Origin of the sequence: Corynebacterium sp. 239_CJEI, from assembly GCF_001055995.1 — a bacterium.
Lineage (GTDB): Bacteria > Actinomycetota > Actinomycetes > Mycobacteriales > Mycobacteriaceae > Corynebacterium > Corynebacterium jeikeium_D.
Genome location: NZ_JVOW01000020.1, coordinates 62,678 through 80,741, shown reverse-complemented (window position 1 = coordinate 80,741; position 18,064 = coordinate 62,678). Strand labels below are relative to the sequence as shown.

12 protein-coding genes are annotated in these 18,064 nt (G+C 60.0%); 5 read left to right on the top strand and 7 right to left on the bottom strand.

Going from position 1 to position 18,064, the window contains the following annotated elements:
• Positions 1–29: 29 nt before the first annotated feature.
• Positions 30–1,769 carry a choline dehydrogenase gene (betA, locus tag ADB08_RS06025; protein WP_049171795.1) on the bottom strand — a complete coding sequence of 580 codons (1,740 nt, stop codon included), beginning with the start codon at positions 1,767–1,769 and terminating at the stop codon, positions 30–32.
• Positions 1,770–2,117: 348 nt separating this feature from the next.
• Between betA and betT the strand changes: the two genes are divergently transcribed.
• From betT to ADB08_RS06010, 3 genes are all read left to right on the top strand, one after another.
• Complete coding sequence (gene betT / locus ADB08_RS06020) at positions 2,118–4,298, top strand: choline BCCT transporter BetT (RefSeq protein WP_049171793.1); 2,181 nt, start codon at positions 2,118–2,120, stop codon at positions 4,296–4,298.
• Positions 4,299–5,867 (top strand): aldehyde dehydrogenase family protein, encoded by a 1,569-nt coding sequence (locus ADB08_RS06015; RefSeq protein WP_049171791.1) that lies wholly within the window; start codon positions 4,299–4,301, stop codon positions 5,865–5,867.
• Positions 5,868–6,010: 143 nt separating this feature from the next.
• Positions 6,011–6,829, top strand: a complete 819-nt coding sequence (locus ADB08_RS06010; RefSeq protein WP_080971496.1) for a CDP-alcohol phosphatidyltransferase family protein — start codon at positions 6,011–6,013, stop codon at positions 6,827–6,829.
• Here ADB08_RS06010 and ADB08_RS06005 read toward each other — a convergent pair.
• Positions 6,826–7,845: a hypothetical protein gene (locus ADB08_RS06005; protein ID WP_049171789.1), complete on the bottom strand. Its 1,020-nt coding sequence runs from the start codon at positions 7,843–7,845 to the stop codon at positions 6,826–6,828. The two genes, ADB08_RS06010 and ADB08_RS06005, sit on opposite strands and share 4 nt — an antisense overlap.
• A gap of 204 nt (positions 7,846–8,049) precedes the next feature.
• Between ADB08_RS06005 and ADB08_RS06000 the strand changes: the two genes are divergently transcribed.
• Together ADB08_RS06000 and ADB08_RS05995 are read left to right on the top strand one after the other, a co-directional pair.
• On the top strand, positions 8,050–9,534 hold the full coding sequence (locus ADB08_RS06000) for a YeeE/YedE thiosulfate transporter family protein (protein WP_049171788.1): 1,485 nt from the start codon (positions 8,050–8,052) through the stop codon (positions 9,532–9,534).
• A 76-nt stretch (positions 9,535–9,610) separates the two neighbouring features.
• Positions 9,611–10,282: a YdhK family protein gene (locus tag ADB08_RS05995; RefSeq protein WP_049171786.1), complete on the top strand. Its 672-nt coding sequence runs from the start codon at positions 9,611–9,613 to the stop codon at positions 10,280–10,282.
• A gap of 203 nt (positions 10,283–10,485) precedes the next feature.
• On the opposite strand, the gene ADB08_RS05990 is transcribed toward ADB08_RS05995, so the two are convergent.
• From ADB08_RS05990 to ADB08_RS05970, 5 genes are all read right to left on the bottom strand, one after another.
• Entirely contained in the window at positions 10,486–12,168 is a 1,683-nt protein-coding gene (locus ADB08_RS05990) for a dipeptide ABC transporter ATP-binding protein (protein ID WP_049171783.1), read from the bottom strand.
• Positions 12,165–13,163, bottom strand: coding sequence for an ABC transporter permease (locus ADB08_RS05985; protein ID WP_049171781.1), 999 nt, complete (start codon positions 13,161–13,163; stop codon positions 12,165–12,167). Before ADB08_RS05985 ends, ADB08_RS05990 begins: the two co-directional genes overlap by 4 nt.
• Positions 13,156–14,082, bottom strand: a complete 927-nt coding sequence (locus ADB08_RS05980) for an ABC transporter permease (RefSeq protein ID WP_016421610.1) — start codon at positions 14,080–14,082, stop codon at positions 13,156–13,158. Before ADB08_RS05980 ends, ADB08_RS05985 begins: the two co-directional genes overlap by 8 nt.
• A gap of 4 nt (positions 14,083–14,086) precedes the next feature.
• Complete coding sequence (locus ADB08_RS05975; RefSeq protein ID WP_049171778.1) at positions 14,087–15,832, bottom strand: peptide ABC transporter substrate-binding protein; 1,746 nt, start codon at positions 15,830–15,832, stop codon at positions 14,087–14,089.
• Between the two features lie 499 nt (positions 15,833–16,331).
• A complete protein-coding gene (locus ADB08_RS05970; RefSeq protein WP_049171777.1) occupies positions 16,332–17,960 on the bottom strand; it encodes a protein adenylyltransferase SelO family protein in 1,629 nt (542 codons plus the stop codon).
• Positions 17,961–18,064: the final 104 nt, after the last annotated feature.

Here is an 18,064-nt window from a genome sequence, read left to right as displayed (position 1 = left end):
GCCGCGCTACCGCCTCAAGAACTCAAGAACTACTTGGTGCTCTCCGGCGGATCCAGCGGCATACCCTGGCCAGCGCGGTAGAACGGAATGTCCTGCGGTGCCAGCGGGGTCTTGCCGGCGATGAGGTCAGCGGCCTTTTCGGCAATCATCATAGTCGGTGCGTAGATATTGCCGTTGGTGATGCCCGGCATGACCGAAGCGTCAACCACGTAGAGGCCCTCGGTGCCGTGGACCTGCATGGTCTCCGGATCGACCACGGCCATCTCGTCGGAGGCCGGCCCCATCTTGCAGGTGCAGGATGGGTGCAGGGCGGTCTCGGCATCCTTGCGGACCCACTCGAGAATTTCCTCGTCGGTCTGCACATCTGCACCCGGGGAAATCTCGCCGTCGGTGTACTCCTTCATGGCCGGAGTGTCCAGCAACTTACGGGAGACCTTCACAGCCTCGACCCATTCACGGCGGTCCTGATCAGTGGACAGGTAGTTGAACAGGATCGACGGCTTGACCTTGATGTCCGAGGAGGTGATGTGGACATGGCCACGGGCATCCGAGTACATCGGACCAACGTGGAACTGGAAACCGTGCGGGCTATCGATCTTCGTGCCGTCGTAACGCATGGCCAGCGGCAGGAAGTGGAACATCAGGTTCGGGTAGGGCTCGTTGTCGTTGGAGCGCGCGAAACCGCCACCCTCGAAGTGCGACGTTGCCACCGGGCCCTTGTGGGTGAGCATCCACCACAGACCGATGAACGGCCAACGCCACTTCTCCAGGTACGGCTGTGAAGACACCGGCTGGGTGGCGTTGTACTGAATGTAGACCTCCAGGTGGTCCTGCAGGTTCTCGCCGACACCAGGCAGGTGCTTGACGACGTTCACTCCGGCGGCATTCAGAATCTTCTCATCGCCAACGCCGGAGACCTCGAGCAGCTGCGGAGAGTTGAAAGCGCCACCGCAGAGGATGACCTTGTCTGCTCGCACCTGGTGTGTACGACCCTTCCAGGTGTACTCGATGCCGACGGCCTTGGTGCCCTCGAAGAGGATGCGGGTGGCTTCTGCGCGGGTGCGGAGCTCCAGATTTGGACGCTGCAGGGCTGGGTGCAGGTATGCGCGGGCAGCGGAGAGGCGACGGCCCTTGTCGATGTTCGCGTCGAAGGGACCGAAGCCCTCCTGGCGGTAGCCGTTGACGTCCGGGGTGTAGTTGTAGCCGGCCTGCTGGACAGACTTGAAGAAGGCCTTGAACAGCGGAGAATCGGCCGGACCGCGCTTCATGCGCAGTGGGCCGTCGTGGCCACGGCGCGGGTCGTCCTTGTCGGAGCCGAGCGCATTTTCCATGCGCTTGAAGTACGGCAGAACGTGGTTCCAGCCCCAGTTCTCCAGCCCCTTGGTGTCGCCCCACTTGTCGTAGTCCATGGGGTTACCGCGCTGGTAAATTTGGCCGTTGATGGAGGAGGAGCCGCCGACGACCTTGCCGCGGGCGTGGTAGATGCGGCGACCGTTCATCTCCGGTTCCGGCTCGGATTCGTACTTCCAGTCGTAGTACTTGTTACCGATTGGGAAGGAGAACGCCGAAGGCATGTGAATGTAGAGATCCCAGAGGGAGTCCATGCGGCCGGCCTCGAGTACGAGCACCTGCTGAGTGTGGTCTGCGGACAGCCGGTTAGCCAGCACAGAGCCGGCAGAGCCCGCGCCAACGATGACGACGTCGCGGTGTTCGACTGTGGTGTTGCCATTCTTTTTACCGAAGTTGAAGACAGCCGGGAAAGCTCCCATGTTCTGGTGTACCTCCGTAGGTTGTTTGCCGATGCATATCGGAATGGTTTTCAAGGACTGTGATAAGCCCCGATAAGCCCCAAGTAATATTTAAAGGCGGGCCCTATATATTGATATTGGAATAAGTGGCCGGAGGCGTATCTCAAATCCCCTTCACCTATATAGAATGCCACACAATTGGTATTCAATTCCAGTTGGAATGATTTTAAACGTCTTGAAAACTGGGTAAATATGCAGGTGAAGGTGTTGATGTTGGTATTGGAGAATTCTTCTGAATCGATTCTTAAACTTGAGGGATTATTCAAACTAGGTATGCTGGGTTAGTTCCCGAATCTGAAGGATTTTCCTATGTCTGATACTCCGCCAACTGAGAAGGTAACGGAGGAAAAATCTGGATCGTCGCAAGGAATGCAGCGATCGCAGTCGGCCCCTCCACAACAAGCGCAAGCGAGTGTGACCTCCGAGCCTGAGGTCAACTGGCCTGTATTTATTATTTCAGGTGTTGGCATTCTTGCCATTGCCCTGTGGGCTATTTTTGCCCCGGACAATGCAGCGGACACCCTAGCTGGCATTGTCGCCTGGGTATCGAAGAACTTCGGCTGGTTCTATATCGTGACCGCGACGGTGGCAGTGCTCTTCATGCTCTACGTCGCTATCTCGCGAACGGGACAGATTAAGCTCGGCCCCGATCACGCCAAGCCTCAGTTTGGTCTGTTCTCCTGGGCCTCTATGCTCTTTGCGGCGGGTATCGGCATTGACCTGCTCTTCTTCTCGGTAGCGGAGCCGGTGGCACAGTTTTATGGCCCGCCGACCGGAGACGCGGAGACCATCGAAGCTGCACGTCAGGCAGTGGTGTTCACGCTCTTCCACTATGGCGTGACCGGTTGGGCACTCTACGCCCTGATGGGTATGGCATTCGGCTACTTCGCGTATCGCCTGAACATGCCGCTGACCATTCGTTCGGCGCTCTATCCGATTATCGGCAAGCGCATCCACGGCCCCGCTGGTGAAGCGGTCGAAATCGCGGCGATGCTGGGTACCGTTTTCGGTGTCGCAACCTCGCTGGGTATCGGCGTCGTCCAGCTGAATTACGGCCTGCGTGTGCTGTTCGGGGTGGATGAGAGTACGTCCTGGCAGATCGCTCTAATCGTCGTGGCCGTATCGGTGGCTATCGCCTCCGCAGTTTCCGGTGTCGACAAGGGAATTCGTCGTCTCTCGGAGCTCAACGTTGGCCTGGCCATCTGCTTGATGCTCTACATCCTGGTTACCGGCCGCACCGCGTTCCTGTTTGACGCACTGGTGATGAACGTCGGTGAGTACGTCTCGAAGTTCCCGTCCATGACTATGGATACCTACGCGTTCTCCGGAGCGCAGGAATGGTTGAACTCCTGGACCCTGTTCTTCTGGGCTTGGTGGGTGGCCTGGGCACCGTTCGTCGGTTTGTTCCTGGCTCGCATTTCCCGTGGCCGTAGTCTGCGTCAGTTTGTCGTCGGCACGCTGACCATTCCATTCCTCTTCGTTCTGATGTGGGTATCGGTGTTCGGTAACTCGGCTCTGGACCTGGTTATCGGTGGCGATTCGGAGTTTGGGCAGACTGCATTGGATTACCCGGAGCGCGCCTTCTACCTTCTGCTAGAGCAGTACCCGGCACCGATGTTGGTGGCGGCAGTCACCTCCCTGATCGGTCTGCTGCTCTACATCACCTCGGCTGACTCGGCAGCACTGGTGATGAGTAACTTCACTTCGAAGATCACCGACACACAGCAGGACGGTAAGAAGTGGACCCGTATTTTCTGGGCTGTCGTGGTCGGTGTGCTGACCATCGCGATGCTCTACGTCGGCGGTATTCCGACACTGCAGTCCGCGACGATTGTGATGGGCCTGCCGTTCGCCTTTGTCATCTATCTGGTGATGTATGGCCTCTTTAAGTCGCTGCGACTGGAGCTGCTGCAACAGGATTCGACACGTCGAGCCCTCCATGGGGCGATGTCGGGCCGCGCCGTAGATGGCGAACAGGGCGACTGGCGTAAGCGACTTGCCCGCTCCATGTCCTTCCCGGGCAAGAAGCCAGTCATGCGCTACCTCGACCGAGTGGTACAGCCCGCGCTTGAACAGGTGGCAGAAGCTATCAGGGATCGTGGCGGCGAAGTGACGCTGCACCGTGAACCAGCAGAAGAAGTTGGCATCGACCAGATTGACCTGCAGGTCGGTTTCGGCGAGGAGATGAGCTTCCGCTACCAGGTCTATCCGGTTGAACACTTGACGCCGTCTTTCGCTGGCCTGGTACACCTGGACAGTGATGCTGATATTTACTACTACCGTCTCGAGGTCTTCACGCTTACCGGCTCGCTCGGCTACGACGTCTATGGCTACACCCAAGAGCAGCTGATTTCCGACGTCCTCGACCTCTACGAACGGCACTTGGAGTTCCTGCATATGCAGTCTGATCTCCCGGGCACCTCAGATCTGTCCGATAATGCCGAACCTGTCCGCGAATGGTCTGATGACTACGCCAAGGAGGATTCCTAAATGACCTTTAAGCCTTCCACTACTGATAAGGCTCTCGCAACCGAGACCGCCAAATCTCACGAAGGGGCCGCCACGCTGTTTATCAACGGCACCTGGTCCGCTGCAGCCGCTGGCAATACTCGCACCATCGAGTGCCCGGCCGACGGCTCTTTCATCGCCGAGGTCGCAGAAGCAGACGCAACCGACACCGAGCGCGCCATCGCCGCCGCCGACGCTGCTTTCCGACGTACCGGAGAAGGTTCCTGGGCATCCTGGAGCACAGCTGAGCGCAGCAAGTTGGTACTCGATATCGGAGCTGCCATCAGGCAGCGCAAGGACGAATTTGCCTGGGCAGAGGCTATGGATACCGGCAAGCGCCTGCCTGAGGCGGCAGCCGATATGGATGACATCATTGCCTGCTTTGAGTACTTCGGGAAGCTCGCGGGCAATGATGCCGGTCGTCTCGTGGATGCGGATGACCCGTCCGTCGTCGCGCGTATTGTGCGTGAACCTGTTGGTGTCTGTGGCCTGATTACGCCGTGGAACTACCCACTGCTGCAGACCGCATGGAAGGTTGCACCGGCGCTGGCCACGGGCAATACCTTTGTGCTCAAGCCGGCGGAGCTGACTCCGCACACAGCAATTCTGCTCATGCACGTCATCGATGATCTGGGTGTTCCGGCAGGCGTTGCCAACCTCATTACCGGAGCCGGTGCCGAAGCGGGCGCACCGCTGTCCTCGCATCCGAAGGTGGACATGGTCTCCTTCACTGGCGGTCTTGTCACTGGCAAGATTATTGCTGGTGAAGCGGCTAAGTCTGTGAAGAAGGTCGCGCTTGAGCTCGGCGGCAAGAACCCGAACATCATCTTCGCCGACGCCGATTACGAAGCCGCTTTGGACAATGCCCTCAATGCTGCGTTCCTGCACTCCGGTCAGGTGTGCTCGGCGGGCGCTCGCTTGATTGTGGAGGAGTCCATCGCCGAGAAGTTTGTCGACGATCTGGTCGAGCGCGCCGGACACATCCAGCTCGGCGGTCCGCTCGACGAGAAGGCCGAGACCGGTGCGCTGATTTCGAAGCAGCACCTGGATAAGGTCGCGGCATACGTCGATCGAGCTCGTGAGCAGGGCGCTCGTGTGCGCGTAGGCGGCGAGATCGCCACGGGCACCACCGCCGATGGTTCCGCCTCGCTTGCCGACGGCTACTTCTACCTCCCAACCGTGATTGACCAGGTCACCCGCGATATGGACTGCGTCCACGACGAAGCCTTTGGCCCGGTAGTGACGGTGGAGACCTTCACCACGGTTGACGAGGCCATCGAGATCGGCAACGACACCGAATACGGCCTGGCCGGTGCGGTGTGGTCATCCAACCGCGAGGTGTCTGAGCGCGTTTCCCGCGAGCTGCGTCACGGTACCGTCTGGATCAACGACTTTGGCCCCTACCTGCCACAGGCCGAGTGGGGTGGCTTTGGTCAGTCCGGTATTGGCCGCGAGCTGGGCCCGACCGGCCTGGAGGAGTACACCGAAGCCAAGCTGGTCTACGAGAACACAGCACCGGCTGTTACCGGTTGGTTCGAGGATCGTCGTTAAATAACTCGGAACAAGCCCGAGTAAAAATACGGGAAAACGACCCATCGGCCGTTATACTCACCGATTGAAAAAAATCGACTCTGCGCACAACTGCGATAAAGGTTTGCAGTTGTGCGCATTTTGTTCTCTAAAGGACATCTGCCGTGAACGCTACTACTCGCTCCGACAATGCCAGTTCTAGTACCGCCAGTGGGCCAGATACTGCCTGCGCCGATACTGCCAGCACCGCCGCGACCTTCACCCGCTTCACCTGGCGCCAGCATGTCATCGCCTGGGCTGTGCATGCCTTCACGCTGACCGGTTTGGTGTGGGCAACGCTGGCTGCGGTCGCACTGCTGGAGGGCAGCCCACATTGGATGTGGCTCTGGCTGGGCATTGCCCTCGTCGTCGATGGTGTCGACGGCAATATGGCGCGTAAGCATCACATCAAGGAAGTCGTCCCGTGGTTTAACGGCGCAGTGGTGGACAACATCGTCGACTATCTCACCTGGACCGCCATACCCGCGGCTTTCATGGTTATGTATCTGCCACTGGGGCCACGGCCGTTGGCGATTGCCCTGATTATTTTGGTCCTGGTGTCGTCGATGTTCTGCTATGCCAACGAAGCCGCCAAGTCCGGCGACTACTACTTCGTTGGTTTCCCTGCCGCGTGGAACATCGTGGCAGTCTTGCTGTGGGTATGGAACGCGCCCATGGCGGTGTGCATCGCTGCCATTTTTATCTTCAGCGCAATGACGCTGGTGCCGCTGCACTACACGCATCCATTCCGCGTGGAACGCGGCCGGATTGCCAACATTGCCGCAACGTTCATCTGGATTGTCTCGACCGGCATGCTTATCGCAAGTGAGACGATGGCAGCGTCGTTAAGCAAGGCGTCTATCCACGGGCTTGTGGCTGTCAACGTTGCCGCCGGTGCCTGGCTGATTATTGGCGGCGTGCGGCGCTCGCTTAGCGGTCGCTAGCGGCAGTTGGTGGGTGGTTGGCGCAGGATTGCGGAGATGGCGCGGTCGCGCAGCCAGCGGACGTATTCGACGGCGCAGGCTGCGACAATTAACGCGATGACAAAGATGGTGACCCACATCGGATAATCGCGCCCATTGGCCCAGAAGTAGACGTAAGGCGAGACGAAAGTCACTAGGGTGATCAGGAGCCCCAGCATTCTTCGGCCGAATGAGCGGCCGGTGATCATCTCGACAATTCCCCAGGTGTAGGGGATAGCGGTAATGATGTCGATGCTCCACAGCACCCAGACATTGCCATGGAATCCGGGGACGAAAACCACAGGTAGCGCGCGGAGCGAAGAGTAGACCATTACCACCAGATAGGCCAACACTTTCGGGTTGTAGAGCAGGCGCCACACGGGGTTGCGCTCGATGAGTTTGGTCCCGACTTTGCGTAGTGCATGCAGATCCTTTTGCTGCATGACCAGCGTATTTGTTCCCTCCAGCAGGTAAGCGAGCAGTTTTTGCTGCTCGAGACTGCCGTGTGCCCAGGCCTGCACCAGCTCGCTTGGCGAGATAGCGATGGGCACCAGTGGTTCTCCGCGCTGTTTCAGCGCAGTGGGAAGCTCGAGGGTACTGCCATCGAGCTTATCGACGGCCAGTTCCGGGCCCACCACATGAACGATGTCGCCGCCGAGGATGTTTTGTACCTTCTTCACATCACTTTCGGGCAGCGAGCTGAACCAGAGTAGCTGCCGGGAGGAAATCGCCATTCGCAAGGCGGTCCCCAGAGCTTCTGCTGCGTCATCGATGGCGTAAAAGTCCTGCGTGTTGGTGTGGGCGAGTGAACGCAAGCTGTCGATTGTCACGACATTTTTGGCATTGAGCTCGCTGAGGCGGGCCACGCCGGAAATATCGATGACCGCCTGAGGGTCAAGGGCGAAAGCATGGGTAAAAGGAAGGTCGAGTATCGAGCGCATCGCAAGGAGCCGCTGGTGTCGCTGGTGTCCAACCAGGGCTGAATTCTGTGCGCTCATAGTGTTTTAGCTTGCCACAACTTGCGCTTCTCACCAGCAACTATACGGTTCGGTCTGTCTATTGGCAGGTGTTCTACCCTGTGAAAACTTCATTAAGTTGGACTTTTTTCGCTGTGTAGAGTAGCTTCTAATCCACTAATAGACAGGTCTGTTCATTATGGCTTTGATGGCGGACTGGCTCATAAATTTAGGAGAAACACTCTCATGCTCATCTCAGGACTAGCGCTGGGCGCCGTGCTCGGCTTTGTTATGCAGCGAGGACGCTTCTGCGTCACCGGCTTCTTGCGCGACATCTTCACTCAGCGCAGCTGGCGCGGCTTCGTCGCCCTGCTGATTGTTATTTCCGTCCACGCCATCGGCCTGGCCGCACTGACCAGCGCCGGCGTGATTACTCCCGAATACAACGAGCTGGCACCACTGGCCGTTATCGTCGGTGGCGTTATCTTCGGACTTGGTATCGTCCTGGCCGGTGGCTGCGCCTCGGGTACCTGGTACCGCTCCGGTGAGGGCCTGATCGGCTCCTGGATCGCACTGGTCTTTTACGCCCTATCCGCTGCTGCCATGAAGACTGGCTTCCTCAATGGCCTGCAGGATTCCCTGAAGGACCGCACCGTCGGCCTGACCAGCATCCACGCCTCTCTGGGCATTAGCATCTGGCCACTGGTGATCGCGCTGAGCGCCGTCACGGCATACTTCGCTGTCCGCTTCCTGCGCGAAGAATTCTCCGGTCCGCGCCCGGCCACTCTGGCGCCACGTAAGTCCGGTCTGGCGCACATTCTGACTGAAAAGGCCTGGCACGTGTACGCCACCGCCGCCATCGTCGGTGTACTTGGCGTTATCGCATGGCCGCTGTCCGCCGCCACCGGCCGCAACGACGGCCTCGGCATCACGACTCCGTCCTCCAACCTCGCCAACTACGTTGTCACTGGTGACACCGAGCGTTTCGACTGGGGCGTCCTCCTCGTCCTCGGCATCCTCGTCGGCTCCTTCATCGCGGCCAAGGCCTCCGGTGAATTCCGCCTCCGCGTCCCGGATGCCACCCAGGGCGCACGCTCGGTCGTCGGCGGCATCTTCATGGGTGTCGGCGCTGCGTGGGCCGGCGGCTGCACCGTCGGTAACGGCATGGTCCAGACCTCGCTGTTCAGCTACCAGGGTTGGCTCGCACTGGCGTCCATCGCCGCAGGTGTCGCTATCGCCGCAAAGCTCTGGCTGAAGCCGTCCGCACCTTCGCTTAACGACGTCCCGAGCACCCCTTCCACCACCAACGACACAGCGGTATCGGCAACTGCTCCGGTCACTTCGACTGCTACTTCGCCTGTGTCCCTGCCGGGTAGCGAAGGTGCCGGTGTCGCTGGCACCGAGGCCTCCCCGCTGGCGGGTGCCTTTACTGTCGCGCCGGTAGCGTTGCTCGACCGGAGCGTCGTCAAGCAGGAAGACGGCAAGCTCAAGCCACTGGGCGATGGGCGTTACGAGCTCGACACCGTCGGCGCGGTGTGCCCCTTCCCGCTGATCGAGGCCAAGGACGCGATCAACAAGATTGAGGTCGGCGAGGAGCTGGTGATCCCATTCGACTGCACCCAGGCCACGGATGCGATTCCGCGCTGGGCTGCGAAGGATGGCCACGAGGTCACCAACTTTGAGCAGACCGGTGAAGCTGGCTGGACGATTTCCGTCCGCCGCGGGAAGTAAGGCATGGTGACGGCGGGGGAGCGTTGTTAGGGTGAGGGCATAGATTGATTGACATCAACAACAAAGGAGCTCAACCATGGCAAAGAATATTCGACCACTAGATGCTCTCGTAGTCGCGGGTGCCGCCAGCGTCCTTGTGCTGGCCGGTTGCTCCTCCGATGATTCGGCTAGTACTGAGGCAAGCAGCACTGTTAGCGAGACCAGCTCTTCCGTGTCGGCCACCAGCACTGAGGGCCATGACGACATGGATGATATGGACGATGCCGATGAGCATGGCGGTCATGGTGACCATGGTGATGACGCGATGGCCGGCCATGACCATCCGGCCGATGGTGGTCCGGCTCCAGAGGGAATGATTGCGGCGGACAACGCGAAGTTCCCGGTCGGCAGTGAAGTGCAGGTTCTCGCCGATCACATGCCGGGCATGAAGGGTGCAGAAGGCAAGGTTGTTGGTGTTTTCACCACCACAACCTACTCCGTTTCCTACACCCCGACCGATGGCAGTGAGCCGGTGAAGGACCACCGCTGGGTCGTTCATGAGGAGCTGGAGAACCCAGGCGAAGCACCGCTTGCCGACGGCTCCGAGATCACCATCAACGCCGAGCATATGGCGGGCATGAAGGGGGCCAAGGGCACTGTTGACTACTCCACCCAGGAGCCGGTGTACATGGTCGATATTGACGATGATGGCATGACCATGAAGAACCACAAGTGGGTTACTGAAAGCGAGCTTGCTCCGGAGGACTAGCAGGCTGTCTGGACGGTCTTTCCGGATAGCTTTCTCTCTTCTCTCGCTCAATCCGCTCCGACTCAAAATCGCCCAGCCACTTCACGACACCTATGTCACCTCATGCCACCTCCACAGCTGGTACGAGGTGACGCCTGTGTCGTGAAGTGGCCCAGAAGGGGGGGGCGGAGCGAAGTGCCCTGGGGAAACAGGCCACCGCCCAGCTACAGATCCAAATCCAACGACGCACCAGGGATGGCGTCCAGCAGCCGCTGGGTGTATTCCTTCTCCGGGTGATCGAAGAGATCGTCGGTCGGACGGTGTTCAACCATCTTGCCGTGCTCCATCACGATGACCTCATCAGCCACCTGCCGCACCACAGCGAGGTCGTGCGTAATAAACAGGTAGGCCAAATCCATCTCTTCCTGCAGCTCGGCGAGTAGTTCGAGCACCTGAGCCTGCACCACCACGTCGAGTGCTGACACCGCCTCGTCACAGACCACAACCTCAGGGTTCAGGGCCAGTGCACGCGCAATCGCCACACGCTGACGCTGACCACCCGACAGCTCACCGGGGAAGCGGCGCCCCATTTCCGCGGGAAGAGCGACGCGGTCGAGAAGCTCGAATACGCGCTGCTCACGCTCCTTCTTGGTGCCAATCTTGTGAATCCGCAGCGGCTCCTCGATGGAGGAATGCACCGTGCGCATCGGGTCCAGCGTCGCATACGGGTTCTGGAAAATCGGCTGAATGCGACGCCGCAGCTCCAGCTCCTCTTTACGATTCCGGCCCTGGACGCGTTTGCCGTCGAAAAGCACTTCGCCTTCGGTCGGATCGAGCAGCCCCAGCGCCATGTTGGCGACAGTGGACTTGCCCGAACCGGATTCGCCCACGATTCCAATGGTGCGACCGCGACGCAGCGTAAAGCTGATGTCATCGACGGCGCGGAAGGAATCCTTGCGCCACGGACGGTCGCCGCGGATGGCAAAGTCGCGCACCAAGTTCTTCGCGACCAGAATCTCCTTCTGGTCCGCATCCGATGTCGTCGGCGCCGCCACCACGCGATCACCGCGCCGGGCAGCCAGCGACGGAGCCGCCGCGATTAGCTGCTTGGTGTATGGATGCTGCGGGCGGGTGAGAACTTGCAGGGCAGGGCCGGTCTCCACGACACGTCCTGCTTGCATAACGACGAGTCGGTCAGCGCGCTCGGCAGCCAAGCCGAGGTCATGGGTAATAAGCACCACGGACGTGCCGAGTTCGCTAGTGAGCTTGTCGAGGTGGTCGAGGATCTTCTTCGCCACGGTCACGTCGAGAGCGGAAGTGGGCTCATCGGCAATCAGCAGCTTTGGGTGCGCGGCCAAGCCCATCGCGATAAGCGCGCGCTGGCGCATACCACCGGAGAACTCGTGCGGGTACTGGTCGATGCGCTTCTTAGCGTTTGGCAGGCCGGCCTGTTCCAGCAGCTCAATCGCCTTTTTGTGGGCCTCAGAGCCAGTGGCGATGTTGTTAGCGCGCAGCGCCTCCTTAATCTGGGAACCGACGGTCCACACCGGATTGAGATTGGTCATCGGGTCCTGCGGAACCAGGCCGATGCCGTTGCCGCGGATGCTAACAAACTCGCGGTCCGTCAAGTGTGTGATGTCACGGCCATCGAAGGTGATGGTGCCACCGGTGACTTCACCATCACCGGGCAACAGCCCCAGCGCGGCGTGGACAGTGGTGGACTTACCCGAGCCGGACTCGCCGACAATGGCGACCGTCTCACCGGGGAAAACCTCAAGGTCGACGTCATGCACGACATCGGTCAACGATTTACTGCGGCGGCCGGACGCTGTGGTCGTCGGAAAGCCAATGCAGACATCCTTCAAGGTGAGAATGGGCGCTGCGGAAGTATTGGTGTCGGTGCTCATCGACGACGCTCCTTCGGGTCGAGAGAATCCTTCAAAGCGTCACCCATGAGGATGAAGCCGAGAACGGTAATCGCCAGGGCGAGTGCTGGCCAGAACAGGTTGGACGGGGCCTGGCGGAGCACCTGCTGTGCGACAGAGATGTCGTTGCCCCAGGAAACGGTGGTCGTCGGCAGGCCAATGCCCAGGTAGGACAGCGTGGCCTCGGCGACGATGTAAATACCCAGCGAGGTCGTGGCCATGACGATGACAGGGGCGAGGCAGTTCGGCAGCACATGGCGGAAGAGAATGCCAGTGCTGGACAGACCGAGCGCCTTGGAGGCGGTGACGTATTCCTCGTTCTTCACCGAGATCACCGAGGAACGCACCACGCGCGCCATCTGCGGCCAGCCGAAAGCAGCGAGCACGAAGACCACGGACCAGATGGTGCGTTCGGTAAACAGCTGCATCAGCACGATGCCGGCGAGAATCAGGGGGATGGCAAAGAACATGTCCGTGATGCGGGAGAGCACCGCGTCGACCCAACCGCCAAGATAGCCAGCGATGGCACCGAGGATGATGCCCACCACGGTCACGGCCAGGGTGACGCCGATGCCGACGATGACCGAGGCGCGGGCACCGTAGATGACACGGGCGTAGACGTCGTAGCCCTGCTGAGTGAAGCCCATCGGGTGGCCGTCGCGGGCTGGGGCCAGCGAGTCACGCAGGTTTGCCGCCGTCGGGTCCACAGAGGTGAACAGCGACGGGAATGCGGCCACTGCGATGGAGAGCAAAATAATGAATGCGGAAACCCAGAACAGTGGGCGGTAACGCAGGTTCTGCCAGGCCGAACCCCAGAGCCCCAGTGGCGGGGTATCCGGCAACTGCTTGTGGTCGGGGTTCGTCGCCTGTGCGGCGGGGGCCTGCGCGGTGTTGGCCTGCGCGGTGCCGGTATGCACGGCGTTGGCCTGCTTTTCTGGCTGAGTCGAATCTAACTGCGTCGAATCTGGCTTAGGCATAACGAATCCTCGGATCCAGGACTGCGTAGAGCAAGTCGATGAGCAAGTTGGCGAACATGTAAATAACCACCAGGATGGTCACGATGCTGACCACGGTGGGAGCTTCACCAATCTGGACGGCGTGGAAGATCAGGCCACCGATACCTGGCACGTTGAAGATGCCCTCGGTGACAATTGCGCCGCCCATCAGAGCCGCGAGATCAGCGCCGATGAAGGTCACAACGGGAATTAGCGAGTTGCGCAAGATGTGGCGGCGGGTGACTTCAGAGGTTGGCAAGCCCTTGGCGCGGGCAGTGCGCACGAAGTCGGCATGGCGTGCCGACGAGACCTCGGAGCGCGTCAGTCGCAGAACATAAGCAACCGAGACGAGACCCAGCACGAATGCCGGCAGCAGCAGGGAGGTAAAGGAGGCATCGCTACCAACGGTGGGGGAGACAATCTCCCAGCGCACACCGAAGAGGTAGCGGGCCACGAAGCCGAGCACGAAGGTCGGAGTTGCGATAACCAGCAGGGACATCACCAGAACGGTGGAGTCGAAGAAGCCGCCCTTGCGCATACCGGCAATAACGCCGAGGCCGATACCGAAAATGGCCTCAATGGCAACGGCCATCAGAGCCAGGCGAATTGTAATAGGGAAGGCCAGCGCGATTTCCTCGCCGACCGAGCGACCGGAGAAGGTCTCGCCCATATCCAGGGTGAACAGGCCCTTGAGATACTCCCAGTACTGGACGAGGAAAGGCTCATCCAGGTGGTAGTGGGCGCGCAGTGCTGCGACCTGCTCCGGTGGCAGCTGCTTATCGCCAGCTAGTGCGGCGATGGGGTCGCCTGGCATGGCGAAGACCATTGCATAAATCAGCAGTGTGGCACCGAAGAAAACCGGCACCATCTGCAGGAGTCTCTTTCCGATATACCAACCCATGGTGCTAGTCCTTCTCAATCATTGGGTAGTCCAAGATGCCGTCCCACATCACTACGGCATTGCGCAGCTTCGGGTTCCACGCCACCGAAGCATTGGGGTACCACAGCGGAATCGCTGGTAGGTCCTCCATCAGCACAGACTGAGCCTTGACATAAATCGGCTTGGCATCTTCTGCGCTCTTTGCCGAGGCCGCCTCCTGAATCAGCTTGTCGAACTCCGGATTGGAGTAGTGGTTGTCATTCGAGGAACCACCGGTGACGAACTGCGGGATCATGTAGTTGGCCACAGATGGGTAGTCAGCTGCCCAGCCAGTGCGGTAGCCGCTGGTGATGGTCTCGTTGGAGATTTCATCGCGCAGCTGCTTGAAGGTCGGGTAGGCCTTGCCGTGGGAATCGATGCCGAGGGTCTCGCCAATCATGTTGGTCACCGCTTCGACCCACTGCTGGTGTCCGCCGTCGGCGTTGTAGGCGATGTCGAACGAGCCGGTAAACGGCGCAATTTTGTTGGCTTCGGCCCACAGTTGGCGGGCCTTCTTCGGGTTGTATTCCAGCACCTCTTGGCCAGGTACGTTCGGGTCAAGGTCACCGAGCGTCAACGAGCTGAACTCGCGCGCCGGGGTGCGGGTGTCGAAGAAAATCTTCTCAGTGATTAGTTTCCGGTCAATCGCCATAGAAATCGCTTGACGACGAAGCTTGCCCTCTTCACCCGAAAAACCTGGCAGATTTCGCGGAATTGCGAAGTACTGCGAAGACGAGGTCGGGACATTTGCGCTGGAGTCGGGGAAGTCGGTTTGGAAGCTGGCGAGAGCCGTTGGTGGAATTGTGCGTGGCAGCGTGTCCAGGCGGCCGGCCTGGAGGTCTGCATATGCGGTGTCCACGTCCGAGTAGAAGCGGTATACCAGGCCGTTGTTACGGGCCTTGTGCTCACCGGCGAAGTCATCATTGCGAACCACAGTTAGCTGGTTGTTGTGCAGCCAAGCGCGGCCTTCGGCCATCTTGTACGGTCCATTGCCGATTGGGTGTTCACCGAAAGCCTTCTTGTCTTCGAACGCGGCCTTCGGCAGCGGCATAAACGCGACATAGCCGAGGCTGAGCGGGAAGGAAGAATCTGGGTTGGTCAGATCCACGGTGAACCTCAGGTCATCGACCTTTTTCAGGCCGGAGAGTGTTTTCTCCGTGGCCTTTTCTCCCGAAACAGCATCAAAACCCTGCACGTTGGCGAAGAAGGACTGCTGCTTCTGCAGGTTCGGGCCGTAGGCAGCGTAATTCCAGGCATCGATGTAGCTCTGCGCGGTGACTGGTTCGCCGTTGTGGAAGGTCCAGCCCGGTTTTAGCGTGATGTCGAAATGGGTCGAGTCCTCGTTGGGCTTAATTTCTGCCGCATGGTCCAGGATCATCGAGCCGTCGGTGTCGTAGCGCACCAGACCTGAGTAGAGCATGCGGAGGATATCGCCACCACCGGTTTCATTGGTGTCAGTGGTGTACAGCGGCGACTGTGGTTCGGAGTTCTGGACCACAATGAACCCCGCGCCGACCTGTTGCTGGTCAGTGCTGCAGGCAGCGAGCGCGCTTCCTGGCAAGGCGATTACCAGCAAAGCCGCCAGGATCTGGCGGACATGCAGCGTGAACTTTCCTTTTCCGCTGAGCGTTGTTGCGTGCAGTTTTGTGGCACGGGACTTCTCTCGCTGTCGGAGCTTCCGCCGGAGTTTCTGCCGGGTGTGGAAGGGGCCGGAGGCAACGGGTCTATGCATCGCGAGCCTTTCTAGATTCTGCCAGATAGGCGATATGAATTTGGTGATCGGCTCACTCCAAATGACTTAGATACCCACCTCCCACCTGCATAGGCAATGGTGGTGGTGACAACTTGGGTGTGGTGGGCTCTAAGGTTTGGATACGACCGTTCAATACAGTCTCTAACCATACAAGTCCAAAAAACATATGAGTATTAATCAGGCGAACCATCCCTTATTTGACGGTGTCTTTTACCCTCGATTGGGGAGTTAATCCTGTGCAGTGGTGCAACGTTGTAACATCCTGGCACCCCCGCAGGGGTTGCCCTTTGGTTCTCCGCGCCGCTGGCACTCAGTCAGGGCCCTACCCGCGTTGGGCCCGTCCGCGGGCCCCATCCGCGACTTCACGACAGCTATGTCACCTCATGCCACCTCCACAGTTGGCACGAGGTGACACCCGTGTCGTGAAGTGGGTTTTGGAAGAGGAAGTGGACTTTGAAGGAGGCGGAGAGACAGCGCATTAAGTCCCGCAGTACGAGTGGAAAGCACCCAACTCCCGCGGTGCCGGCTCCGTGAACCCCGCTGGGACGTCTTGCGACTCAAAGGGGTTGGTTACCGCCTCCAGCAGGTGCCGGTAGTCGGTCAGATCCCCCGCCCCTGCCGCCGCTAACGCTTCCGTGACCAGGTGGTTTCGCGGAATATACAGCGGATTCGTTTCCTCCATAAGTGCCAGGGCCGTCGTCCGGTCGATTCCCAGCTCCTTCCGCGTCCGCTTCCACAACTGCCCCCACTCAGCCGCGGCGGCGGGGAACGCAGGATCAGCGGTCAGCCTGGTCAGCGCAGCCAACGCAGCAACTGTATCCCCATCACCATCGGCCAGAACCTCAATCAGCGCCCGATGAGCATTCGTGTGGTCGAGCCCAAACTTCGCCAGCAACGCCTGCCACTGCTGTACCAAGGGGGTGGCCAGCGGGTCGTCGTAAAGCGAGGGGAGAATCCCCAACTTGGGCAGCCACCTGCGGCTGAGCGCATCGGTGAACTCGTCGGCGAATTCGCCCAGGAGGTCGCGGGCGCGTGCGAGGGCTTCCTCCGGGGTGCCTGCGAAATGCGGTAGCAAAGTCTCCGCAAGCTTCGACATATTCCACCCGGCAATCGTCGGCTGCGCGCCGAACGCGTATCGACCGCCTCGATCAATGCTGCTAAACACCGCCCGGGGGTCGTGCGCATCCAGAAACGCACACGGCCCGAAGTCGATGGTCTCGCCCGCGATGCTGGCATTGTCGGTGTTCATCACGCCGTGAACAAAACCGCAGGCCAACCACGCCGCAACGAGATTGGCTTGCCGCTTGACGACGTCCCGGAGAACCGACTCCGCCGAACCTTCGTAGCCATGCCGCTGCGCGGCGAACTCGATGAGCCGATCCATGATTCCGGTGTCCGTTCCGGAGCGAGCGACCAGCTCGAACGTGCCAACTCGCAGGTGGCTGGATGCTACGCGCACGACGATGCCACCCGGTTGAAGTTCGGTGGTGGGGTCGGTGTTGTCGAATGGGGTTTGCGAGCCGCGGTAAATCTCTTCGCCGGTTTTGATGACCGCCAGCGCGCGGGTGGTGGGGATGCCGAGCGCATACATGGCTTCGCTGATGAGGTACTCCCGCAGCGCGGAGGTCAGCGTGGCTTTGCCGTCACCGCCACGGGAAAAGGGCGTGGGGCCGGTGCCTTTCGCCTGAATCTCGTAGGCCTGGGTGTTGTCGCTGTGGGTTGTCTCTTTGGGGCAGTCGGGCTGGTTAGGCGGACAGTGCAGCCCAGTCAGCCCCGGTTCAACCTCAACTGTGGCAAGCAAGAGCGCGCGACCATCACCGAGTAGGCCTGCGAAGTTGCCGAACTGGTGGCCGGCATAGGCCGTGGCCATCGGGGTTGTGTATGCGCCGAGTGGGGTATCGGTTTCCTGGCCGACTCCGTGATCGGCGCCGTGGCCAGTGAGGAACTTCAGGCCAGCCTCCGAGCGAAGCCACTGCGGGGAGAGGCCGAGTTGGGTCGCGAGCTCGTCGTTAAGCATGACCAGCTGCGGCGATGGGGCATCAAACCCCTGCTGGTCGATAGCGAGTTCAGGCAGTGCGGTGGGCAGATCAGCGACGTTTCTAGCCATGTGCGCAGTTTAACGGGTAGGCCGAATTGGGGTTGGCGCGCTGGTGCGTTCAGCGGTGCTACGCCGTTGACGTGGCCTCGAAGGCGAAAAACCCCGGTTACTGG